The following is a 22,519-nucleotide window of genomic DNA, read 5'->3' on the forward strand; positions in this document are numbered from 1 at the left end:
GACTCCTCAATACTCCTGACAGACCACGGATTCAGACCCTGGGAAGGCTGCGCCTTCCAGCGCGAGCAAGCTCGCTCGCCACAGGACTTGCACCACTGCTTGCGGCTGGCAGCTTGCAACTGCCCTTCCGTGGCGAGGGAGCTCGCTCCCGCCCGGGCGGCCGGCGTCCCGGCGCGCAGCGGCCGTAAACCCTGAATCCGCAATCCACCTGACAGACCACGGATTCAGGCCCCGGGAAGGCTGCGCCTTCCAGCGCGAGCAAGCTCGCTCGCCACTGGGTTTGTATGACTGCCCTTCAGGGCTGGGTCCAGCGTTGGGCGGCTTGCTGGTCGCTCTCGCGTCCGTCGACCCAGCGCTCGCCGGCCGGGGTGGCTTCGCGCTTCCAGAAGGGCGCGCGGGTCTTCAGGTAATCCATGATGAAGGCGCAGGCCTCGAAGGCGGCTTGCCGATGGGCACTGGCCACACCGACAAAGACAATGGGCTCGCCCACCGGCAGCAATCCCACCCGATGCACCAGGCGCACCCGCTGCAGCGGCCAGCGCGCCCGGGCCTGCTCGACGATGCGCTGCAGGGAAGCCTCGGTCATGCCCGGGTAGTGCTCCAGGTACAGGCTCTGCACCGCCTGCCCCAGGTTGAGATCGCGCACATAGCCGACAAAGGTCACCACGGCGCCGACACCCGGGTCGCCGGCCTGCAAGGTGGCGTGCAACTGATCGAGGCCAAGGGCCTGGGTCTGCACCTGGATGCTCATGCCTCAGCCCCCGGTCACTTGCGGAAAGAAGGCGATTTCATCGAAGTCCTCGATGGCCGCATCCAGCTTGCACAACTCCTGGTTCAGCGCGCACATCAGGCTGTTCTCCCCCAGCACCGTGGCCCAGGTTTCGCCTCGGGCCATCAGCAATTGGCGCACGTCTTCGACGGTGCGCAGGCTGGCGTCCAGGGGCAGTTTCTCGCCGCCACTGCCCAGTTGTTCGCGGTAGCGGGCGAAGTAGTTGACCAGGATCATTGGCCGTCTCCGGCGCTGAAACGGCCAGATTTGCCACCCTGCTTGCTCAGCAGTTGCAGGCCTTCGATGAGCATGCCGCGGTCCACCGCCTTGCACATGTCATAGATCGTCAGCGCCGCCACGCTGGCGGCGGTCATGGCTTCCAGCTCGACCCCGGTGTTGCCGTTGAGCCGGCAGCAACTGGTAATCTGCACCCGATCCGGCGGCAACGCCTGCAGTTCGACGCGGATGCCCGTCAACAGCAAGGGATGGCACAGGGGAATCAGCTCGTGGGTCTTCTTCGCCGCCATGATCCCGGCGATGCGCGCCACGGCGAATACATCGCCCTTGGGGTGGCCCTGGTCCTGGATCAGTTGCAAGGTCGCGGGCTGCATGCGCACCCAGGCCCGGGCCCGGGCTTCGCGTTCGCTGGCGGCCTTGCCGGTGACGTCCACCATGCTGGCCCGGCCCTGGGCATCCAGATGAGTGAGTTCGTGCATGTTCAACCTCGAATAAAAGTGGATCAGCTCAGGACGTAGTCCACCGGCTCCAGCGCCGGCGGCAGTTCGGTGGCCCCCAGGGCCTCGAGAATCTCGCGCTCGACCGAGCGCACTATGGCGTTCAGCGGCAGGTCGTTCTCGTCGTGGCCGAAGGGGTCTTCCAGCTCGTCGCCAATGGAGTCCAGGCCAAAGAAGGTGTAGCTGACGATGGCGGTGAAAATCGGCGTCAGCCAGCCCAGGGGCTCGGCCATGGCAAAGGGCAAGAGGATGCAGAACATGTAGCTGGTGCGGTGCAGCAGCAAGGTGTAGGGAAACGGCAGCGGCGTGCTCTTGATCCGCTCGCAGGTAGATTGCGCGCCAGTCATCGCCGCCAGCTGATTGGCCAGCAGCAGGTAGCGCCATTCACTGATCCGCCCCGCTTGAGCCTGCTGCGAACACTGGCGAGCAATCTGCCGCAGGATGCTGTCCGGCAGATTGCCGGTGCGGGCCGGCGGTAGCTGGCTGAGCCAGGTTTCCGCAGCGCTCAGCTCATCTTCCTGGCGCAGCCGGGCCTTGAGCGCCTGGGCGAAACCGCACAGATCACCCAGGATCGCGCGGCGCACCGAGGCGTCTTCCAGCACCTGGGTTTCGCGGATCATCGAGCGCACCTCGGTCACCAGCGTGCCCAGGGCCTTGCGCCCCTCGTACCAGCGGTCGTAGCAGGCGTTGTTGCGAAAGCTCATGAAGATCGACAGCGACAGCCCGAGCAAGGTGAAGGGCGTGGCGTTGACCTTGGAAAAATACGCCGGGTGCAGGGTTTCGATCAGCACAATGGCCGAGGCCAGCAGGGTCACCAGCAGGCTGCGCAAGGCAATGCGCTTGGCGATCGAACCCTTGAGGGAAATCAGCACGCCGAGCAGGTTGGGTTTGGATCTGACGATCATCGGAGTAGAACCTTTGCACGGAAAAACGGAGCAATCAGCGGCCGGTCAACCGCCGGTCATGTTCATGAAACGCAGCACCTGCACCTCGTCGTTGAGCTCGAAGTGATGGCTGTAGGGCTTGAGTTTCATCGCCTCGACCATGGCCCGCTGCAGGCGCTCGCTATCGCCGGGATGGGCCCGCAGCACGGCCTTCAGGTCCAGCGAATGCTCGTTGCCCAGGCATAGCAGCAAGCGCCCTTCCACGGTCAGGCGCACGCGGTTGCAGGTGCCGCAGAAGTTGTGGCTGTGGGGCGAGATGAAACCCAGGCGGATGTGCGGCGCCTCGGCCAGGCGCCAGTAGCGCGACGGGCCCTGGGTCGACTCGGCGGACTCCATCAGGGTGTAGCGCTCGGCGATCCGTTCGCGCACCTGGGCGCTGGAAAAGAACGCCTCGCGGCGGCTGTGTTCGCTGATGCTGCCCAGGGGCATTTCCTCGATAAAGGAGATGTCCAGGCCGCGGTCGATGGCAAAAGCCACCAGCTGGTTGATCTGCTGGTCGTTGCGCCCCTTCATCACCACGCAGTTGAGCTTGGTGCGGGTAAAGCCCGCGGCAAGCGCCGCGTCGATGCCAGCGATTACCTGGCTCAGTTCACCGGTGCGGGTCAGTTGGTGAAACAGCTCTGGTTCCAGGCTGTCGAGGCTGATATTCAGGCGCTTGACCCCGGCATCCAACAGCGGCGCCGCCAGCTTGCCCAGCTGCGAGCCATTGGTGGTCAGGCACAGTTCCCGCAGCCCCGGCAGCCGGGCAATGCGCTGGCACAGCTGGACCACGCCGGGACGAATCAGCGGCTCGCCACCGGTGAGGCGGATCTTGCGGGTGCCCAGGGCGACGAAACTCTCGGCCAACTGGTACAGCTCCTCCAGGGTGAGGATGCGTTGGCGCGGCAGGAACTGCATGTCCTCGGCCATGCAATACACACAGCGAAAATCGCAACGGTCGGTGACCGACATGCGCACATAGTCGACCCGCCGAGCGAAGCCATCGACTAATACCTGATCTGACATCCGAGCCTCTCTCGAGGGCCAAGACCCATCGCGATTAGTTGTATTCAACCTGCTCAAGTTAATGCTGCAGGGGTGATTGGCGGCAAGACTAAAAGCCATTTAAACAGCCGTCCAATCGCTATTAACAACTGGCTGATCAATGCAATCTATCAAACAGAAAACCGCTTCCAACAGTCGCTCTGTTAAACACTCAAGCCACTGATAAATAACAATTTAAACCCTTGATAGAGGCTTTCGATCAACCAGTCATTAATTGCGATTAGACAGCAACCTCAGGTGACCAATAGGCTTTATTCGTGGCCCCTATAACGAGCCCTGAAAGTAACTCAACGCCCATAAGCAAGAGCCAACTCAAGCCCGTTCAAAACAACCGCATTTAGCCTGTGCAGTAAAACCATCACCGACATCGATTGAATGTCGGACGGTTGCCTGCGTGCGCTGTATTGGAGAAATAACATGAGCGAAGTTGATCGATACAAACCCTACAAGGGGGCAGCCGCCGGTTGGGGGGCACTGATTGCAGTGACCAGGAACTGGCTGGGCAGCGAGAACGCCTTCAAGAACATCCGCACCATGCTCAAGACCAACCAGAACGGCGGCTTCGACTGCCCGGGCTGCGCCTGGGGCGAGTCGCCGGAAAACGGCATGGTGAAGTTCTGCGAGAACGGCGCCAAGGCGGTCAACTGGGAAGCCACCGGGCGCCTGGTGAACCCGGCCTTCTTCAATAAATACAGCGTCTCGGCCCTGGCCGCGCAGAGCGACTACTGGCTCGAATACCAGGGCCGCCTGACCCACCCCATGCGCTATGACGCCAGCCAGGACCGCTATGTGGAAACCACCTGGGACGAGGCCTTCGCCCTGATCGCCAAGCACCTCAAGGGCCTGGATTCACCCAACCAGGCCGAGTTCTACACCTCGGGCCGGGCCAGCAACGAGGCGGCCTACCTGTACCAGCTGTTCGTGCGGGCCTATGGCACCAACAACTTCCCCGACTGCTCGAACATGTGCCACGAAGCCAGTGCGGTGGGCATGTTCGAAAGCGTCGGCGTGGGCAAGGGCACCGTGGTGTTCCATGACCTGGAGCAGGCCGATGCGATCTTCGTCATCGGCCAGAACCCCGGCACCAACCACCCACGGATGCTCGAACCCCTGCGCGAAGCGGTGAAGCGCGGCGCCCAGGTGATCTGCTTCAACCCGCTGAAAGAGCGCGGCCTGGAACGCTTCCAGCACCCGCAGCACCCGCTGGAGATGCTCACCAACGGTTCCGAACCCACCTCCTCGGCCTATTTCCGCCCGGCCCTGGGCGGCGATATGGCGGCCTTTCGCGGCATCGCCAAGTTCCTCCTGCGCTGGGAACGCGAAGCCCTGGCCAACAATGGTGAAGCGGTGTTCGACCGGGCCTTCATCGCCGAACACTGTTCCGGCCTGGACAGCTACCTGGCGCAGGTGGACGCCACCTCCTGGAACCATATCGTCGAGCAGTCGGGCCTGAGCCTGGCGGATATCGAGCTGGCGGCGCGCATGTACCGCAAGGCCAAGCGCACCATCATGTGCTGGGCCATGGGCCTGACCCAGCACACCCATTCGGTGCCGACCATCCAGGAAGTGATCAACGTGCTGTTGCTGCGGGGCAATATCGGCCGCCCAGGCGCCGGCCTGTCGCCGGTGCGTGGCCACAGCAATGTGCAGGGCGACCGCAGCATGGGCATCAATGAACTGGCCCCCACCGAACTGCTGGATGCCCTGGAGGCGCGCTTCGGCTTCAAGCCGCCGCGGGAGCACGGGCACAACACGGTGATGGCGATCAGTGCCATGGAGCAAGGTCGGGCCAAGGTGTTCATCGGCCTGGGGGGCAACTTCGCCCAGGCCACCCCGGACACCCCGCGCACCCACGCCGCGCTACGCAACTGCGAGCTCACCGTGCACATTGCCACCAAGCTCAACCGCAGCCACCTGGTGACCGGGCGCGAGGCGCTGATCCTGCCGTGCCTGGGCCGCACCGACATCGATATCCAGGCCAACGGCCCCCAGGGCATCACCGTGGAAGACACCTTCAGCATGGTGCATATCTCCCATGGCCAGCTCAAACCCAAGTCGCCGCACCTGCGCTCGGAACCTTCGATCATCGCCGGCATCGCCAACGCCACCCTGGGCCAGCACCCCATCGACTGGCTGTGGGCGATCGAAGACTACGGGCGCATTCGCGACCTGATTGCCGACACCATTCCGGGCTTCAGCGATTTCAACCTCAAGCTGCTGCACCCCGGTGGTTTCCACCTGGGCAACGACGCCAGCCAGCGGCGCTGGAACACCACCACCGGCAAGGCGCGGTTCATTCCCAGCGTGCTGCCCGAGCATCTGGTGAGCGCCGGGGTGCGCCAGCTTGAGGTCAAGCCCGAGCTGATCCTGCAGACCCTGCGCTCCCACGACCAGTACAACACCACCCTGTATGGCCTGGACGACCGCTACCGCGGGGTCTACGGCATGCGCGAAGTGCTGTTCGCCAATGAACAGGACATTCGCCGGCTCGGCTACGAGCCGGGGCAGAAGGTCGACATCGTCTCGCTGTGGGATGACGGCCGGGAACGTCGGGTCAGCGGTTTCACCCTGATCGCCTACGACATTCCCGCCGGCCAGGCCGCCGCCTACTACCCGGAAACCAACCCCCTGGTGCCCCTGGAAAGCTATGGCGATCGCACCTACACCCCGACCTCCAAGTTCATCGCCATCCGCCTGGAGCCGGCCGCGGCCAGCAACCTGATCCAGTCCGTCGGCGCTTGACCCGGCCGGGGCGGCAAGAACGCCGCTCCCGCCTGCCCCGTGCAGCCTTGTTCCGTACGCCGCGAGCCCTGGCACGTGGCGGCCGGGCGAGGCCTGCGCGGCCCCCAGCCATTACGAGGGTTTCGTCATGTTCGATCTACAGGCACTGGACCTGGCGCGCATTCAGTTCGCGTTCACGGTCTCGTTCCATATTCTGTTTCCCGCCATCACCATCGGCCTGGCCAGTTTCCTCGCCGTGCTCGAAGGCTTGTGGCTCAAGACCCACAACAGCACCTACAAGGACCTGTATCACTTCTGGTCGAAGATCTTCGCCGTCAACTTCGGCATGGGCGTGGTCTCCGGCCTGGTGATGGCCTACGAGTTCGGCACCAACTGGAGCCGCTTCTCGGATTTCGCCGGGAGCATCACCGGCCCGCTGCTGACCTACGAGGTGCTCACCGCGTTCTTCCTCGAAGCGGGTTTTCTCGGGGTCATGCTGTTCGGCTGGAACCGGGTCGGTCGCGGCTTGCACTTCTTCGCCACGCTGATGGTGGCCATCGGCACCCTGATCTCGACCTTCTGGATCCTCGCCTCCAACAGCTGGATGCAGACACCCCAGGGCTTCTCCATTGTCGATGGGCGGATCATGCCCATGGACTGGCTGGCGATCGTCTTCAACCCGTCCTTCCCCTTCCGCCTGGCCCATATGGCGATAGCCGCCTTTGTCGCCACGGCGTTCTTCGTCGGTTCGAGCGCCGCCTGGCACCTGCTGCGGGGCAACGATACGCCCCAGGTGCGCAAGATGCTGTCGATGGCGCTGTGGATGGCGCTGATCGTGGCACCGATCCAGGCCCTGGTGGGTGACGCCCATGGCCTCAACACCCTGGAGCACCAGCCAGCGAAGATCGCCGCCATCGAAGGCCACTGGGAAAACCATGGCAGCGAGCCTTCGCCCCTGGTGCTGTTCGGCATTCCCAATATGCAAACCGAGAAAACCGACTACGCCCTGGAAGTGCCTTACCTGGGCAGCCTGATCCTGACCCACAGCCTGGATAGGCAGATTCCGGCGCTCAAGAGCTTCCCCAAAGAAGACCGCCCCAACTCGGCCATCGTGTTCTTCAGCTTCCGCATCATGGCGGGCCTGGGCATGTTGATGATTCTCACCGGGGTGCTGGGCCTGCTGCTGCGGCGCAAGGGCGGGCTGTACCGCAACCGCCTGTTCCTGCGCCTGGTGCTGTGGATGGGCCCCAGCGGCCTGATCGCCCTGCTGGCGGGCTGGATCACCACCGAAGTCGGGCGCCAGCCCTGGGTGGTGTACGGCTTGCTGCGCACCCATGACGCCGCTTCCAACCACAGCGTGGCGCAACTGAGCATCTCCCTGGCGCTGTTCGTGCTGATCTACTTCTCGGTGTTCGCCGTGGGCATCGGCTACATGCTCAAGCTGGTACGCAAGGGCCCGCAGCCACACCACGAGCACCCGAGCGGCACCGCCCCCGGCCAGGAGCAGACCCCGCGCCGGCCGTTGTCGGCGATTCCCGAGACCTTCGCCTCCGGCGACCATCACCTCTGACACAAGGGCAACCAACATGACGATTCAAGGCATAGACCTGTCATTGATCTGGGGCGTGATCATCGCCTTCGGGGTGATGATGTACGTGATCATGGACGGCTTCGACCTGGGGCTGGGGATTCTCTTTCCACTGATACCCGACGCCCGGGAACGGGACGTGATGATGAACACCGTGGCCCCAGTGTGGGACGGCAACGAGACCTGGCTGATCCTTGGCGGCGCGGCGCTGTACGGGGCCTTTCCCCTGGCCTATTCGGTGATCCTGGAGGCCTTGTACCTGCCGCTGATGTTCATGCTGGCGGGGCTGATCTTCCGTGGCGTGGCCTTCGAGTTCCGCTTCAAGGCCAGCCCCGATAAACGCCATGTCTGGGACTGGGCCTTTATTGGCGGCTCGCTGCTGGCGACCCTGTGCCAGGGCATCGTCATAGGCACCTATATCAGCGGCATCCCGGTGGTCGATCGGCAGTTCGCCGGCGGCGCCCTGGACTGGCTGGCGCCCTTCCCGCTGTTCTGCGGCCTGGGGCTGATCGTCGCCTATGCACTGCTGGGCAGCACCTGGCTGCTGGTGAAGACCGAAGGCATGCTGGAGGCGCGCATGCGTCACTACACCCGCCCCCTGGCCTTCGCCCTGACCGCAGTGGTGGCGGTGCTGTGTTTCTGGACCCCGATGCAGCACCCGGAAATCGCCAGCCGCTGGTTCAACCATGCCCACCTGGCGCTCTTCGCTGGCCTGCTGGCGCTGGGCCTGGGGGCGCTGTTCGGGCTCTTGGCCACCTTGCGCCAGCACCATTCGCACTGGCCATTCGTGTTCACCCTGGCCCTGGTGTTCCTCGGCTATATCGGCCTGGCGTTCAGCATTTGGCCGAATATAGTGCCGCCGTCCATCAGCCTGTGGCAGGCGGCCTCGCCCCTGACCAGCCAGCTGTTCATCCTGATTGGCACCCTGTTCATCCTGCCGATCATCCTGATGTACACCTGCTGGAGCTACTACGTGTTCCGCGGCAAAGTGAGGATTGGCGATGGCTACCATTGATCGAGCAACACCCCTGGCCCGCCATCCCTGGCAGCACCGGCTGGCGCAACTGGGCCTGCTGTACCTGGGCGCCCTGCTGACCCTGGCCTGCACCACCGCGCTGGTGCTGGAGCTGGCCCATGGCTAAGACCGCAGAGCAGCAAACAGGCCCCCTGAGCAAGAGACGCCAGCTGTTGTGGCTGGCCGCTATCTGGCTGGCCAGCGTGCTCAGCCTGGGGCTGGTGGCCGGGCTGTTGCGCTTGCTGCTGCACGCCGCCGGCCTGCGCAGCCACTGACGCCTCCACAACCACCCCGGCCCGCTGCAGCGGGCCGGGGTTTTTCCATTACGGCTGGGCAGGCTCGCGCTCGGCCAGCTGTTCCAGCAGGTCGGCCGAGGGCACGAAGAACAGCCCGCCGGTGACCGCGCTGCTGAAGTCCAGCAGGCGATCGTAGTTGCCCGCTGGGCGGCCGACGAACATGTTCTCCAGCATCTGTTCCACCGGGCGCGGCGAGCGGGCGTAGCCGATGAAATAGGTGCCGAACTCCCCGGCCCCGGGGCGGCCGAACGGCATGTTGTCCCGCAGGATCTTCACCTCCTCGCCATTCTCTTCCAGGGTGGTCAGGGAGCTGTGGGAGCAGCTGGGTTTCACCCCATCATCGAGTTCGATATCCGCCAGCTTGGTGCGGCCGATAATGCGTTCCTGGGCCTCCACCGTCAGCGCGTTCCAGGCCGTCATGTTGTGCAGGTATTTCTGCACCAGCACATAGCTGCCGTTGACGAAGGCCGGGTCCTCATCGCCAATCAGGGTGAAATCCAGGGCCTCGCGGCCTTGCGGGTTCTCGGTGCCGTCGACAAAGCCGACCATGCTGCGCATGTCGAAATAGCGAAAGCCCTGGACCTCGTCCACCACCTGGATCGCCTCCCCCAGGGGCTTGAGCAGTTGGGTGGCCAGCTCGAAGCACAGGTCCATCTGCTCGGCACGGATATGCAGCAGCAGGTCGCCAGGCGTTGAGGGCGCACGGCGGCCCTCCACCCCCACTTCACGAAAAGCGTGCAACGAGGCCGGACGCGGGCTGCCAAACAGCCGGTCCCAGGCGCTGGAGCCGAAACCGCAGACGCAGGACAGATTGCCCGCCGGTACCCGCTTGCCCACTGAACGGGTCAGGGCGGCGATATCCGCGCACCAGTCACGCACGCATTGAGCGGCTGCGGCACCGGGAGCCAGGGTGGCGACGATAAAGATCGCGCTACGGGTAATGGGGCTGCACAGGGCTTGCGGCTCGGGCAGGCGCTCGTTGCGGGAGGAACGGTCGGTCATAGGGGCTTCCACAGGCTGCGGTTGGAAAAATCACCGTGGAGAAATTAGCAGATTGTGTCGCGGACCACCCACACCGTGGCGAGGGAGCTGGCTCCCGCTCGGCCGCGCAGCGGTCGTAAAACCTGAATCCGCTATCCACCTGACAGGCCATGGATTCAGGCCTTGGGAAGGCTGCGCCTTCCAGCGCGAGCAAGCTCGCTCGCCACTGGGATTGCACCACCACTTGAGGCTGATAGCTTGCAGCTTGCGGCTGCCCCTCTGTGGCGAGGGAGCTCGCTCCCGCTCGGGCGCGCAGCGGCCGTAAAACCTGAATCCGCTATCCACCTGACAAACCACGGATTCAGGCCTTGGGAAGGCTACGCCTTCCAGCGCGAGCAAGCTCGCTCGCCACTGGGATTGTACGAGCGCTTGCGGCTGGCCTTCTGTGATGGGTCAGCCCAGGCTCGAGCGCTCGACCCGCACCGGCACCGATTTGTAGGACGGGGTGCCGCTGTCCGCATCCAGGTAGTCCAGGGGCACCAGGCGATTGGCCTCGGGGTAGTAGGCACCGACGGTGCCCGGGGCGATCTTGTACTCGACGGCGGTGATGTGTTCGTAGCGCAGCCGGCGTCCGCCAATCACCGTTTCGATATCCACCAGGTCGCCATGGGCCAGGCCACGGGCGGCCAGGTCTGCGGGGCTGATAAACAGCACGTCGCGGCGCCCGAACACCCCGCGATAACGGTCGTCCAGGGCATAGATGGTGGTGTTGTACTGGTCGTGGCTGCGCAGGGTGACCAGGCGCAGTACGTCGGCGCCCTCTACTTGCAGGTCTTCATGCAGCCCGGGAAACACGAAAAACTCGGCCTTGCCCGAGGGCGTCAGCCATTGCCGCTCGGCCGCCGCCAGGGGCATGCGAAAACCGCCGGGAATGCGGATGCGCGCGTTGTAGTTATCGAAGCCGGGAATGGTCTGCTCGATCAGGTCGCGGATCTTGTCGTAGTCGGCCACCAGTTCCTGCCAGGGCACGCGGCTGCCCGGCAACGTGGCCTTGGCCATGCCGGCGACTATCGCCGGTTCCGACAGCAGCCACTCGGAGGCCGGTGCCAGCTTGCCGGCCGAGGCGTGCACCATGGACATCGAATCTTCCACGGTGACCGCCTGGCGCAGGCCGTCCTGCAGATCCAGCTCGGTGCGCCCCAGGCAGGGAAAGACATAGGTTTCCCGAGCCACCAGCAGATGGCTGCGGTTGAGCTTGGTGGCGATATGCACGCTCAGGTCGAGCTTGGCCATGGCCGGGAAGCACTGCCCTGGGTCTGGCAGGGCCACGGCAAAGTTACCCCCCAAGCACAGCAGGGCCTTGGCCCGGCCATCGATCATCGCCTGCATGGCCTGTACCGCATCGTGGCCGTGGGCCGAGGGCGGCTTGAAGCCAAAGCGCTGTTCAAGCCGGTCGAGAAAGGCTTGCGCAGGTTTTTCGGTGATGCCCACAGTGCGGTTGCCCTGCACATTGGAATGCCCGCGCAACGGGCAGATCCCCGCCCCGGGCTTGCCCAAGTTACCGCGCAGCATCAGCAGATCGCAGATCAGCCGTACATTGGCCGTGCCTTCGTTGTGCTGGGTAATGCCCATGCCGTAGGTGACGATGGTGGCGTTGGACTTGGCATAGGCCGCGGCGACCCTTTCCAGGTCCGCCCGGTGCAGGCCGCTGGCCTGTTCGATATCGGCCCAGGCGGTGGCATGCAGATCCGCCGCCAGCGCTTCGAAACCCAGGGTGTGCTCGGCGATAAAGGCCTGGTCCAGCACCTGCCCGAGGCTGTCCTCCAGGGCCAGCACGGCCTTCATGATGCCCTTGAGCGCCGCCGCATCGCCGCCGCCCTTGACCTGGAAATACGCCGAGGCGATGGCGGTGGAACCGTAGGTGGCCATCTCCACAATGTTCTGCGGGTCGGCAAAACGCTCCAGGGCCCGCTCGCGCAAGGGATTGAAGACCATGATCGGCACTTTTCGCCGCGAGGCCTCATGCAGGGTGCCCATCATCCGCGGGTGATTGGTGCCGGGGTTGTGGCCGATGGAAATGATCAGCTCGCACAGGTCGAAGTCCTCCAGGGACACCGTGCCCTTGCCGATGCCGATGGAGCGCGGCAGGCCGACGCTGGTGGGCTCGTGGCACATGTTCGAGCAGTCGGGGAAGTTGTTGCAGCCATATTCCCGGGCGAACAGCTGGTACAGGTAGGCGGCTTCGTTGGAGGCGCGGCCGGAGGTGTAGAACTCCACCTGCTCGGGTGGCAGGCCACGCAGGATCTGGCCGATGCGGGCAAAGGCGTCCGCCCAGGCCACTGGCCTCAAGGTGTCGCTGGCGCGGTCGTACACCAGGGGTTCGGTGAGGCGCCCGAGGTCTTCGAGCTGGTAGTCGGAACGCTGCAGCAGCGAACTCACCGGATGCCGGGCGAGGAAGTCCGCAGTCACCCGTCTGTTGGTGGCTTCCCAGGTCACCGCCTTGGCGCCGTTCTCGCAGAACTGGAAGGTCGACCGGTGCTCCTTGTCCGGCCAGGCGCAGCCCGGGCAATCGAAGCCGTCGGGCTGGTTGGTGCGCATCAGGGTCAGGGGCGCCTTGAGGCTGTCCATCTGTTCGCGCACCGCGGTGGCGGTGGCCTTGAGCGCGCCCCAACCACCGGCGGGACCGTCGTAGTTGCGGATTCCGGGAACCTTGCGTCGACTGCTCATGATCGCTCCAGGGACGCGCAATGCACGCGATCCATGCTGAAATCTAGCGCCGCACTGAAGCCTGTCAAGGCCAGGCGCCGACCGGCAAAGCCACCGCGCCGGCCGCTCGCGCCTAGCCCAGCACCCGGCCGCGACGCCCCAGGCTCCAGCCCTGTTGCATGCCGGCGGCGGCCAGCAGGATGGCCCCCACACCGGCCCATTGCAGCAGCCCCAGGCGGTGCCCGAAGGCCAGCCAGTCGACGAAGATCGCCGCAATCGGATAAATGAAAGACAGGGCCCCGGTCAGCGCCGTCGGCAGTTTCTGGATCGCCCCATACAGCAGCACGTACATCACCCCGGTGTGGACGATGCCCAGGGTCAGCAGGCTGGCCCAGGCCGTGGTGCCTGAAGGGGGTGCGTCAAGGTTGGCCCAGGGCGCCAGCAACAGCACCCCGGTGCAGACCTGGATCAGCGCAATCAGGTGCGGCGGCGTGCCGCTCAGGCGCTTGATCAGCAGCGCGGCGAAGGCGTATAGCAGCGCCGCGCCCAGGGCCAGGGCGATGCCCAGCAGGTAGTCGCTGCCCGAGCTGCCCTGTTCGCCATGGGCACTGACAATGGCCAGCATCCCGACAAACGACAGGCACAGCCAGAAGACCTTCTGTGGGGTGATCTTCTCGCCGAGAAACAGCGCCCCCAGGCCCACCAGGATAAAGGGCTGGACGTTGTACACCGCGGTGCCGATGGCAATCGAGGCCCGCGAGTAGGAGCCGAACAGCAGCACCCAGTTGCCGACAATGGCCACGCCACTGAGCACCGCCAGAAGTAGCGTGCGCTTGTTAAGAATATTCCTGCGTAGAAAACCGAAAGCAGCGCAAATCAGCAGCAAGGCCCCGGCGCCGAACAGGCAGCGCCAGAACACCACGTCCAGTACCGGTTGCCCGGATACCAGGACAAACCAGCCAATGGTTCCGGAAATCAGCATGGCGGCGGTCATTTCCAGCGAGCCGCGACGGGTCAGTGCGTCCATTATCTTCTCCTTGTGCAAGTAGGCAGATTATGCGCGGCAGCTATGACCCATCACCAGATGAAAACTCGGGCTAGAATCAATCAAGACCTTTTTTATCAAGGCAAAAAAGCCCATCAACCTAACGAGGCCGTCATGCTAGATGCCATCGACCAGGCGCTGATCAGCGCCCTGATGCAAGACTCCCGCCGCTCCCTCAAGGCCCTGGCACAGATCAGCGGGCTGTCGGCCCCGAGCGTGGCCGAACGTTTGCGCAGGCTGGAAGAACGCGGCGTGATCAGCGCCTATACCCTGGAGATCGACCCCAGGCTCCTGGGCTATCAGTTGCAGGCCATCGTGCGCATTCGCCCCTTGCCGGGCAAATTGCAGGAAGTGGAACGGCAGATCCTGGCCATCGCCGAATTCACCGAGTGCGACAAGGTCACCGGTGACGACTGCTTTATCGCCAGGCTCCAGGTGCGTTCCATGGAACAGTTGGACAGCCTGCTGGACCGCCTCAACCACTTTGCTGAAACCAACACCGCGATCATCAAGAAATCGCCGATCAAACGACGCCTGCCGCCCTTGCAGTGATCAGCATTCGACAGCACCGCCCCGAGCTCGAAGCGCCGCCTGGAGGGCCAGGAAAACCTCTCGGCAATGCCCGAGCTAGAGGCGTTTCCCGCATGATTTAGGCTATTTCCCTACAGAAAATCAGGAAATTTCTTAGTAAATCTAAGACGATTCCTAAATTGCCCTCGGCGTCTTTTTGGCGTCAATTTCAGTGATACCCTGCGAATCCTCTGACGAACCCACTAGCAAAATGCCTGCTCCAGAAATGGAAGCCACGCGTTGCCGTGGGCTTATGCCTGCCGAAAACCGAGTAACAAGAAAAGATGCCGATTCTCGTCCAGATAGCCGATGACCATCCCCTGACCCTGATCGGGATTCACACCCTGCTGGAGCAACGCGCCGAACTGCAGATAGTGGCCCAGGCCCACAGCGTGGAAAGCCTGCTGCAGAACCTGCAGCGCCAGCCCTGCGACCTGCTGCTCACCGACCTGATGATGCCCGGCGGCGACCAGGTGGACGGTATCCGCCTGATCCGTCGGCTGCGCTCGCTGTACCCGAAGCTGGCGATCGTGGTGATCACCATGCTCGACAACCCGGCGCTGATCAGCAGCGTACTCAAGCTGGGGATCCAGGGCCTGGTGAGCAAGCGCGGCCTGCTCAATGACCTGCCCAAGGCGGTGGCCGCCAGCCCGCGGGCACCCTTTGTCTCGGCGTCGCTGCAACAGTTGCTGGACACCAGCACCGCGTTGCACGGCAAGCCGTTGCTGCAACCCGAGCAGCTCTCGGCTCGCGAGGTGGAAGTACTGCGTCTGTACGGCAGCGGCATGAGCATTGGCGCCATCGCCCTGCACCTGTGCCGCAGCAAGCAGACCATCAGCACGCAGAAGAGCAGTGCCATGCGCAAGCTCGGCCTGGACACCTCGGCCAGCCTGTTTCTGTACATCCAGGAACACGGTCTTTCCTGAGTCGCCGCCGTTCCTGGAGCTTGTCCCTCATGCCTCTGATTTCGCTTTCCCGCATGCACCAAAGGGTGCGGTGCCTATGCCTGCTGCTCGCCTGCCTGACGTGCCTGACAGCCGTCGGCGACGATCACTCGGCCGACGCCGTGGACAGCAACCTGCCCTTGAGCAAGTTGCTGGCCATGCGCAATAGCCTGCCGCACAAGACCCTCAGGGTGGCGCGCATCGTACCGCCTGATCGCCCCCTGGAAAGCGCCGGCAACCAGGTGTTGAAATCGATCGCCGAGCAATACCTGCAACTGATCGGCGAACAGCTGGACCTGAATTTCCAGAGCGTCGAAGTGCCCTCCCCCGAAGCCGCGGTAAAAGCCCTGCTGGAGCACCGGGTCGACCTGCTGGCAAGCGCCAGCGAATTCGAAGCGGCCAACCCCAACCTGCACCTGAGCCTGCCCTACCTGCGCAACCAGCCGATCATCGTCGGCCGGGTCAATGACCAGAGCCTGCCCCTGGACCTGCACGGCAAGCAGGTGCTGGTACTGCAGCACTATGTGCATGTACAGCGAGTGCGCCAGGCCTATCCGCAGGCGGTGATCCGCCAGGTGCGCACCACCGCCCTGGCCTTCGAGCAACTGGCTCACGGCGAGGCCGACGCCTTTATCGGCGACCAGTTCCGCGCCAACCTGTACTTGCAGGCGCGCCCGGACCTGGCCCTGCACAACAAGTTCGTCGCACACCTGCCCAACACCGGCTTCGCCTTTGCCGTGCGAAACGACCAGCCGATGCTGCTGGCGCTGCTCAACCATGTGCTCGACAACCTGCCCGAGGCCCAGCGGCTCAAGGTCCAGCAACGGGCCAGCCACGGCCCCTTCCCCTACTCGGCCAGTGACGCCTTCCTGCTCAGCACCGAGGAGCTGGACTGGCTCAAGCAGCACCGCCAGATCAACCTGCTGGCCGAGGAAGCACCGCCCTACCTATATCGCTACGACGACGGCCATTGGGGCGGACTGAGCATCGACTTGCTGCAGACCCTGGCCCATGCCTTCCGCCTGCAACTGAATATCCGCCCGAGCCTGTCTCGGGCCGACGATCTGGAGCAGTTGGCCAATGGCAGCGCCGACCTTTCCAGTCGTGCCCTGGACATTGCCGAGGGCTACCGCGGCCTGCACTTCAGCCAGCCCTATGGCACTCGCAACTGGACCTTTATCATCCGTGCCGGCGACAGCTCGCCCAGTTCCCTGGAAGCCCTGGCCGGACGCAAGCTGTCGCTGTCGCGCCAGCATCCGCTGTACGCCCACCTGCGCCAGCGCTATCCGAAGATCAAACTGGTGCTAACCGAGAACTTCCAGCAGTCCCTGGACCTGGTGCGCCAGCACCGGGTCGACGCCACCCTGGACAGCCCCGGCGCCAGCCAGAACCCACCTGGCCCGGGCCTGCAATACGGCTTGTCGATCCGTGCCACTCCCAGCCCCCATCAGTTTGTGGTGGGCGCCGACTCTGGCGAGCTGCTGAGCATCCTCAACAAGCTGCTGGACTCGCTGTCGCGCACGCCGCAAAGCGATATCCAGGTGATCGCCGAACGGCCCCGGGACAATTTCTGGAAGTGGGCCGCCGAGCAAGCCTGGCATGTCGGCGTGGCGGCGCTGATGGTGTTCGTGCTGTCGCTGGTGTGGAACTGGCGGCTGAAGATCCAGGTCCGGCAACGGATCAGCGCCCAGACCCGCCTGCAGGACAAGCTGGCGTTCCAGTTCTCCCTGCTCAACGGCCTGCCGACGCCACTGTATGTGTGCGACCTGCAAGGGCGCCTGAGCACCTGCAACCGCGCCTACGAAGAGTTCTTCGCCACCGCCGAGGAGCAGGTGCGTGGCCTGCTGCCCACCGAACAGGACAATATGCCCACGGACTTCGCCGAGGTGCTGCAAGAGGAACACCAGCAACTGCTGCACAACCACCGGCCGCGCTTTCTCGACACCAGCTTGGTGATCAAGGGTCGGCAGCATCACCTGTATCAATGGCTGGTGCCCTTCTACAACGCCCGCGGCCTGTTGCAGGGCCTGCTGGGAGGCTGGCTGGATATTTCCGAGCGCAAGCACCTGGAGATCAAGCTGCGCGAAGCCAAGCAACTGGCGCTCAAGGCCAGTGCCGCCAAGAGCCAGTTCCTGGCCTCCATGAGCCATGAGCTGCGCACCCCGCTGAATGCCCTGGTGGGCCTGTTGGAGCTGGAGACCAGCGGCCGCGAGGCGCCCTCGCACAACCTGCGGGTGGCCCAGCAATCGGCCACCTCGATGATCGACCTGATCGGCAATATCCTCGACCTGGACAAGATCGAAAGCGGCCTGATGCAACTGGCCCCCCACCCCACCGCCCTGGAACCGCTGCTGAGCAACAGCCTCGGGCTGTTCGCCGCCCAGGCCCGAGAAAAGGGCCTTGAACTGCATTTCGACTACCAGGCCGACCGCCAGCGCCTGCACTGGGTCGACTCGCTGCGGGTGCAGCAGATCTTCCACAACCTGATCAGCAATGCCCTGAAGTTCACCGAGCACGGCAGCATCCAGGCCCGGGTCAGCGAAAGCCCCCTGCGCGAAGGGGTCAGCCTGTTGACCCTGAGCGTGTGCGACAGCGGTATCGGCATTCCCCTGGCCTTGCAACCGCTGATCTTCGAACCCTATCGCCAGGCCAGCGCACGCACTGCTCACCTGTACGGCGGCTCGGGCCTGGGCCTGAGCATCTGCAGCCAGTTGACTCAGTTGATGGACGGCCATATCTGGCTGGAAAGCGAGCCCGGCCAAGGCTGCTGCGTACATGTGGAACTGCCCTTGAGCTGGCAGCCGAGCCAGGCCAGCCTGCCCGAACCCGCTGCCCTGCAACAGCCGGCCGCCCAGGCACTGCGGGTGCTGGTGGTGGACGATGTGTCGACCAACGGCCTGGTACTGACCCTGCAACTGGCGCGCCTGGGGCACCAGGCCGAGCATCTGTGCAGCGGCGAACAGGCCTTGCTGGCCCTGGCCGAGGAGCACTACGACGTGCTGATCAGCGACTGCAACATGCCGGAAATGGACGGCTACGCCCTGACCCGTGCAGTGCGCGAGGACGAGCAGCGCCGCGGCCTGCCACCACGGCTGATCATCGGCTACACCGCCAGCGCCCTGAGCAACGAGGCCACCCAGTGCTCCAATGCCGGGATGAACGACCTGATGGTCAAGCCGGTAACCCTGGCCCGCCTGCGCGAAGCCCTCAGCGTGCTGCCAGTGCTCGACGAAGAAGCCCCACGCCAACGCTGCTTCAGCCTCGATCACCTGGATGAGGTGGGCAAGAACAGCGCCATCCTGCGGCGGCGCATTCTCCTGGAACTGAGCAAGAACCTGCAGCAGGAAATCGCCCAGTTGCGTGAACTAGACCTGACCGGCCAGCCGCAGTTGATCGGCGACCTGAGCCATCGCCTCACAGGCGTCGCTTGCCTGATCGACGCCAGCGCCATGGCCGCGGCCTGTCATGCCCTGCGCCAGGTCGAGGTGCAACAGCCGGCGGCGGTGCGCCATTGCCAGGCCGAGTTGCTGGTTTGCATGGAACAGATCCTGGAGCAGGCCAAGGCCGACCTGGCGGCCCTGCGCCAGCCCCTCAGGCCCTGGTCGCGAGGCATGGCCCGAGCGCCCCTGATGCACTCTCGTACCTGTCCCATATAAACCCTCGCCCCCGTCACCTACCTTGAAGTTTGCTTTCGGGGGCGCTTAGACAGGGATGCCCGCTCGACCTGAGCGAACACGTCCTTCCCCACGATCGCCTGTTGAATCCAATAACGACTAAATCAAGGATCAATCGATGATCTCGCTACACCAAGCACAACGTTTTCTCAAACTGCCACTGGCCCTGGCCATTGGCATGCTTTCCTTCAGCGCCCAGCAGGCCAGCGCCCACGGCTACGTTGAAAGCCCGCCCTCGCGCGCCATTCAATGCAAGAACGGCAAGAACGTCGGCTGCGTCATACCCAGCCATTCGCCACAGAGCATCGAGTACTACGCCGGGACGAGGTTCAGCCATACCAGCTATCCGAGCAACGCCCAGGCCTGTGACGGCGACTTCCGCAGTTGCGGTCCATCCGATGGCAACATTGCCTCGGCCGGCCTGAGCAGCTTCGGCAGCCTGGACGAACAAACCAGCACCCGTTGGACCAAGAACAGCATCAAGCCTGGGCCGAATACCTTTACCTGGCACTACACGGCGCAGCACAAGACCCGCTATTTCCAGTTCTACATCACCAAGAAAGACTGGAACCCGAACCAGCCGCTGACCCGCGACTCGTTCGAGATGACGCCACTGCTGGACCAGCCCTGGGATGGCAGCATGCCGGGCACGAAAACCCGTCACACGGTGAACATTCCGTCCGACCGCAAGGGCTACCATGTGCTGCTGGCGGTGTGGAAGGTGGATGACAACAGGAACTCCTTCTATCAGGTGGTGGACCTGGATATCGACAACCCCAGCGCCGGCAGCAAGCCGGTGGACGACAGCGCCAAATCCGCCTGGAGCGCCATCGGCAACCTGCAGGGCGAAGCGCTGGCCGTTGGCGACAAGGTCCGCACCCGGGTGTTCAGCGACCAGGGCGAGGAGCTGGGTAAGCAGGTGACCCTGGAGATCAACTCCGCAAACCTGGCCAAGGCCAACCAGTGGCCGCTGGAGCTGGCGAAAAAGGTCAATGCCGCCAACCTCGGCTATCAGATCGGCGAGCTCGACGACAAGGACCGGGTGATCCCGGGCCAGGAGCAGAACCGCATCTTCGCCAGGAATGGTAGCGGCATCACCAACGTGATCATCGACAAGGTGCTGGCCAGCACCAACACCGAACTCGGCGTCAGCGGCCTGCAGGCGGAATACTCGCTGAAAGACGGCCAGGCCGACCTGCACTTCAACGCCTTCATCAAGGATGCAGACCCCAACGACAGCTACTTCTTGCGTTACGGCATCTACGACTCGGCCGGCAAGCGCATCAAGTTCCAACAGGGCACGGTGGGCGACCTGGCGCCACACTTCTCCACCACGCTGGAGAACATGCAGGCGGGAACCTATGACCTGGTGCTGGTGGCCTCGTCCAGGCGTGGCCAGTTGCTGCAGCAGACCCTGAGCTTCACCCTCAAGCCGGCCGCAAGCGAAGAGCAAGAGCAGCCGGTGGTCCGCTACGATCACGTGTTCCCTGAAGGCATCAAGACCTACAAGGCTGGCACCCTGGTGCTGCAACCCAAGGATGGGCATGTCTATGAGTGCTCCGACAACAGCGTCTATTGCAAGATGGAAACGATGGCTCCGGGTGTGGGCTTATCTTGGGAATGGGGGTGGACCCGCCGCTAACCCTGCCGTTTCCCTACATGGTTGAACCCAGAGCGTGACGCGATAGGTGTCACGCTCTTTTTTTGCCCGCAGGTTCGTGCCGAGGATGCGCGACTCTGGCCAGGCAGCAGCCTCCAAATGAGCACTCTCGTACCTGTCCCATACAAACCCTCGCCCCTGAAACCTACCCTGAGGTTTGCTTTCGGGGGCGTTTAGACAGGGATGCCCGCTCGACCCGAGCGAACGCATCCTTCCCCACGATCGCCTGTTGAATCCAATAACGACTAAATCAAGGATCAATCGATGATCTCGCAATACCAAGCACGCCGTTTCCTCAAACTGCCATTGGCCCTGGCCATTGGCATGCTCTCCTTCAGCGCCCAGCAGGCCAGCGCTCACGGATATATCGAAAGCCCGAAATCTCGTGCATTCCTGTGCAGTTACGCCGGCGGAACTAAGAACACCAACTGCGGGGCAGTGATGTACGAACCCCAGAGCGTCGAGCATTTCGAGTCGTCAAGCTGCCCCGGCAAAGGCTTTTTCGCCTGCGGCCCGACCGATGGCAAGATTGCCTCCGGAGGCCTGAACAGCTTCTCCAAACTCGACGAGCAGACATCCAGTCGCTGGGTCAAGAACAGCATCAAGCCGGGGCCGAACACCTTCACCTGGCACTACACCGCCCAGCACCGGACCCGTGACTACCAGTTCTTTATCACCAAAAAAGACTGGAACCCGAACCAGCCGCTGACCCGTAACTCGTTCGAGAAGACTCCGTTGCTGGAACAGCCCTGGCATGGTGAGATGCCAGGCACAAAAACCAGCCACACGGTGAACATCCCGTCCGACCGCAACGGCTACCACGTAGTGCTGGCGGTATGGAAAGTCGGTGATAACAGCAACGCCTTCTATCAGGTGGTGGACGTCAATATCGACAACCCCGGCGCCGGCAGCAAGCCGGTGGACGACAGTGCCAAATCCGCCTGGAGCGCCATCGGCAACCTGCAGGGCGAAGCGCTGGCCGTTGGCGACAAGGTCCGCACCCGGGTGTTCAGCGACCAGGGCGAGGAGTTGGGCAAGCAGGTGACCCTGGAGATCAACTCCGCGAACCTGGCCAAGGCCGACCAGTGGCCGCTGGAGCTGGCGAAAAAGGTCAATGCCGCCAACCTCGGTTATCAGATCGGCGAGCTCGACGACAAGGACCGGGTGATCCCGGGCCAGGAGCAGAACCGCATCTTCGCCAGGAACGGCAGCGGCATCACCAGCGTGATCATAGACAAGGTGCTGGCCAGCACCACCGCCGAGCTCGGCGTCAGCGGCCTGCAGGCGGAATACTTGCTGAAAGACGGCCAGGCCGACCTGCACTTCAACGCCATCATCAAGGATGCAGACCCCAACGACAGCTACTTCCTGCGTTACGGCATCTACGACTCGGCCGGCAAGCGCATCAAGTTCCAACAGGGCACCGTGGGCGACCTGGCGCCACACTTCTCCACCACGCTGGAGAACATGCAGCCGGGAACCTATGACCTGGTGCTGGTGGCCTCGTCCAAGCGTGGCCAGCTGCTGCAGCAGACCCTGAGCTTCACCCTCAAGCCGGCCACAAGCGAAGAACAGCCGGTGGTCCACTACGACTACAAGTACCCGGAAGGCATCAAGGGCTACACGGCCGGCACCCTGGTGCTGCAACCCACTGATGGGCATGTCTATGAGTGCAAGCCCAGCCCCTTCAGCGCCTATTGCAAGATGCCAGCGCTGGCACCTGGGCATGAGAACAGCTCCTGGGAATGGGGCTGGACCCGCCACTGACCCGGCTCTTTGCCGACAAAGCTGAACCCCGGAGCGTGACGCGCAAGTGTCACGCTCTTTT

The 22,519-nt window shown here is 63.7% G+C and carries 18 protein-coding genes; 10 read left to right on the forward strand and 8 right to left on the reverse strand.

Translation table 11 applies throughout. The features are described from left to right. Positions 1-295: 295 nt before the first annotated feature. Genes moaE through moaA form a run of 5 tightly spaced genes read right to left on the reverse strand, consistent with a single transcriptional unit; the run spans position 296 to position 3,452 of the window. Positions 296-751, reverse strand: a complete 456-nt coding sequence (moaE, locus tag J4P02_RS29555; RefSeq protein ID WP_426197096.1) for a molybdopterin synthase catalytic subunit MoaE — start codon at positions 749-751, stop codon at positions 296-298. Between the two features lie 3 nt (positions 752-754). Continuing rightward, positions 755-1,006, reverse strand: a complete 252-nt coding sequence (gene moaD, locus J4P02_RS29560; protein WP_426197098.1) for a molybdopterin converting factor subunit 1 — start codon at positions 1,004-1,006, stop codon at positions 755-757. After that, entirely contained in the window at positions 1,003-1,485 is a 483-nt protein-coding gene (gene moaC, locus J4P02_RS29565; RefSeq protein ID WP_426197100.1) for a cyclic pyranopterin monophosphate synthase MoaC, read from the reverse strand. Before moaC ends, moaD begins: the two co-directional genes overlap by 4 nt. Positions 1,486-1,508: 23 nt before the next feature. Beyond that, a complete protein-coding gene (locus J4P02_RS29570; RefSeq protein WP_426197102.1) occupies positions 1,509-2,408 on the reverse strand; it encodes a bestrophin family protein in 900 nt (299 codons plus the stop codon). 45 nt (positions 2,409-2,453) lie between these two features. Further along, positions 2,454-3,452, reverse strand: a complete 999-nt coding sequence (gene moaA / locus J4P02_RS29575; protein WP_426197104.1) for a GTP 3',8-cyclase MoaA — start codon at positions 3,450-3,452, stop codon at positions 2,454-2,456. Between the two features lie 456 nt (positions 3,453-3,908). Between moaA and J4P02_RS29580 the strand changes: the two genes are divergently transcribed. The 5 genes from J4P02_RS29580 to J4P02_RS29600 all read left to right on the forward strand — a co-directional run bounded on the left by J4P02_RS29580 (position 3,909) and on the right by J4P02_RS29600 (position 9,090). Continuing rightward, the gene (locus J4P02_RS29580; protein ID WP_426197107.1) at positions 3,909-6,233 is read left to right on the forward strand and encodes an FdhF/YdeP family oxidoreductase; all 2,325 of its coding nucleotides are present in this window, start codon (positions 3,909-3,911) and stop codon (positions 6,231-6,233) included. 127 nt (positions 6,234-6,360) lie between these two features. Continuing rightward, entirely contained in the window at positions 6,361-7,782 is a 1,422-nt protein-coding gene (locus J4P02_RS29585; protein WP_426197109.1) for a cytochrome ubiquinol oxidase subunit I, read from the forward strand. Between the two features lie 16 nt (positions 7,783-7,798). Continuing rightward, a complete protein-coding gene (gene cydB / locus J4P02_RS29590; RefSeq protein WP_426197111.1) occupies positions 7,799-8,815 on the forward strand; it encodes a cytochrome d ubiquinol oxidase subunit II in 1,017 nt (338 codons plus the stop codon). Next, complete coding sequence (locus J4P02_RS29595) at positions 8,802-8,942, forward strand: hypothetical protein (protein ID WP_426197113.1); 141 nt, start codon at positions 8,802-8,804, stop codon at positions 8,940-8,942. The genes cydB and J4P02_RS29595 overlap by 14 nt, the downstream gene beginning before the upstream one ends. After that, the gene (locus tag J4P02_RS29600) at positions 8,935-9,090 is read left to right on the forward strand and encodes a DUF2474 family protein (RefSeq protein ID WP_426197115.1); all 156 of its coding nucleotides are present in this window, start codon (positions 8,935-8,937) and stop codon (positions 9,088-9,090) included. The genes J4P02_RS29595 and J4P02_RS29600 overlap by 8 nt, the downstream gene beginning before the upstream one ends. Before the next feature lie 48 nt (positions 9,091-9,138). On the opposite strand, the gene J4P02_RS29605 is transcribed toward J4P02_RS29600, so the two are convergent. The 3 genes from J4P02_RS29605 to J4P02_RS29615 form a co-directional block, all read right to left on the reverse strand. Then, positions 9,139-10,113: a Dyp-type peroxidase gene (locus tag J4P02_RS29605; RefSeq protein WP_426197117.1), complete on the reverse strand. Its 975-nt coding sequence runs from the start codon at positions 10,111-10,113 to the stop codon at positions 9,139-9,141. Positions 10,114-10,545: 432 nt separating this feature from the next. After that, entirely contained in the window at positions 10,546-12,819 is a 2,274-nt protein-coding gene (locus J4P02_RS29610; protein WP_426197119.1) for an FdhF/YdeP family oxidoreductase, read from the reverse strand. A 112-nt stretch (positions 12,820-12,931) separates the two neighbouring features. Next, positions 12,932-13,825, reverse strand: a complete 894-nt coding sequence (locus tag J4P02_RS29615) for a DMT family transporter (RefSeq protein ID WP_426197121.1) — start codon at positions 13,823-13,825, stop codon at positions 12,932-12,934. A gap of 132 nt (positions 13,826-13,957) precedes the next feature. On the opposite strand from J4P02_RS29615, the gene J4P02_RS29620 reads away from it, so the two are divergent. The 5 genes from J4P02_RS29620 to gbpA all read left to right on the forward strand — a co-directional run bounded on the left by J4P02_RS29620 (position 13,958) and on the right by gbpA (position 22,458). Then, entirely contained in the window at positions 13,958-14,395 is a 438-nt protein-coding gene (locus J4P02_RS29620) for an Lrp/AsnC family transcriptional regulator (RefSeq protein ID WP_426197123.1), read from the forward strand. A 302-nt stretch (positions 14,396-14,697) separates the two neighbouring features. Continuing rightward, positions 14,698-15,339 carry a response regulator gene (locus tag J4P02_RS29625; protein ID WP_426197125.1) on the forward strand — a complete coding sequence of 214 codons (642 nt, stop codon included), beginning with the start codon at positions 14,698-14,700 and terminating at the stop codon, positions 15,337-15,339. A gap of 29 nt (positions 15,340-15,368) precedes the next feature. Further along, a complete protein-coding gene (locus J4P02_RS29630; protein WP_426197128.1) occupies positions 15,369-19,013 on the forward strand; it encodes an ATP-binding protein in 3,645 nt (1,214 codons plus the stop codon). A gap of 136 nt (positions 19,014-19,149) precedes the next feature. Beyond that, positions 19,150-20,673 (forward strand): lytic polysaccharide monooxygenase, encoded by a 1,524-nt coding sequence (locus J4P02_RS29635; RefSeq protein WP_426197130.1) that lies wholly within the window; start codon positions 19,150-19,152, stop codon positions 20,671-20,673. A 282-nt stretch (positions 20,674-20,955) separates the two neighbouring features. Next, complete coding sequence (gene gbpA, locus J4P02_RS29640; RefSeq protein ID WP_426197132.1) at positions 20,956-22,458, forward strand: N-acetylglucosamine-binding protein GbpA; 1,503 nt, start codon at positions 20,956-20,958, stop codon at positions 22,456-22,458. Positions 22,459-22,519 lie beyond the last annotated feature (61 nt).

The organism is Pseudomonas sp. NFXW11 (genome assembly GCF_049887815.1).
Lineage (GTDB): Bacteria > Pseudomonadota > Gammaproteobacteria > Pseudomonadales > Pseudomonadaceae > Aquipseudomonas.

Coding starts and splice junctions, on each gene's coding strand:
- moaD (WP_426197098.1), bottom strand. CDS start 1,006: ATGATCCTGGTCAACTACTTCGCCCGCTACCGCGAACAACTGGGCAGT.
- J4P02_RS29615 (WP_426197121.1), bottom strand. CDS start 13,825: ATGGACGCACTGACCCGTCGCGGCTCGCTGGAAATGACCGCCGCCATG.
- moaA (WP_426197104.1), bottom strand. CDS start 3,452: ATGTCAGATCAGGTATTAGTCGATGGCTTCGCTCGGCGGGTCGACTAT.
- moaC (WP_426197100.1), bottom strand. CDS start 1,485: ATGCACGAACTCACTCATCTGGATGCCCAGGGCCGGGCCAGCATGGTG.
- J4P02_RS29570 (WP_426197102.1), bottom strand. CDS start 2,408: ATGATCGTCAGATCCAAACCCAACCTGCTCGGCGTGCTGATTTCCCTC.
- J4P02_RS29580 (WP_426197107.1), top strand. CDS start 3,909: ATGAGCGAAGTTGATCGATACAAACCCTACAAGGGGGCAGCCGCCGGT.
- J4P02_RS29635 (WP_426197130.1), top strand. CDS start 19,150: ATGATCTCGCTACACCAAGCACAACGTTTTCTCAAACTGCCACTGGCC.
- J4P02_RS29595 (WP_426197113.1), top strand. CDS start 8,802: ATGGCTACCATTGATCGAGCAACACCCCTGGCCCGCCATCCCTGGCAG.
- J4P02_RS29605 (WP_426197117.1), bottom strand. CDS start 10,113: ATGACCGACCGTTCCTCCCGCAACGAGCGCCTGCCCGAGCCGCAAGCC.
- J4P02_RS29610 (WP_426197119.1), bottom strand. CDS start 12,819: ATGAGCAGTCGACGCAAGGTTCCCGGAATCCGCAACTACGACGGTCCC.
- J4P02_RS29585 (WP_426197109.1), top strand. CDS start 6,361: ATGTTCGATCTACAGGCACTGGACCTGGCGCGCATTCAGTTCGCGTTC.
- J4P02_RS29600 (WP_426197115.1), top strand. CDS start 8,935: ATGGCTAAGACCGCAGAGCAGCAAACAGGCCCCCTGAGCAAGAGACGC.
- J4P02_RS29630 (WP_426197128.1), top strand. CDS start 15,369: ATGCCTCTGATTTCGCTTTCCCGCATGCACCAAAGGGTGCGGTGCCTA.
- gbpA (WP_426197132.1), top strand. CDS start 20,956: ATGATCTCGCAATACCAAGCACGCCGTTTCCTCAAACTGCCATTGGCC.
- cydB (WP_426197111.1), top strand. CDS start 7,799: ATGACGATTCAAGGCATAGACCTGTCATTGATCTGGGGCGTGATCATC.
- J4P02_RS29620 (WP_426197123.1), top strand. CDS start 13,958: ATGCTAGATGCCATCGACCAGGCGCTGATCAGCGCCCTGATGCAAGAC.
- moaE (WP_426197096.1), bottom strand. CDS start 751: ATGAGCATCCAGGTGCAGACCCAGGCCCTTGGCCTCGATCAGTTGCAC.
- J4P02_RS29625 (WP_426197125.1), top strand. CDS start 14,698: ATGCCGATTCTCGTCCAGATAGCCGATGACCATCCCCTGACCCTGATC.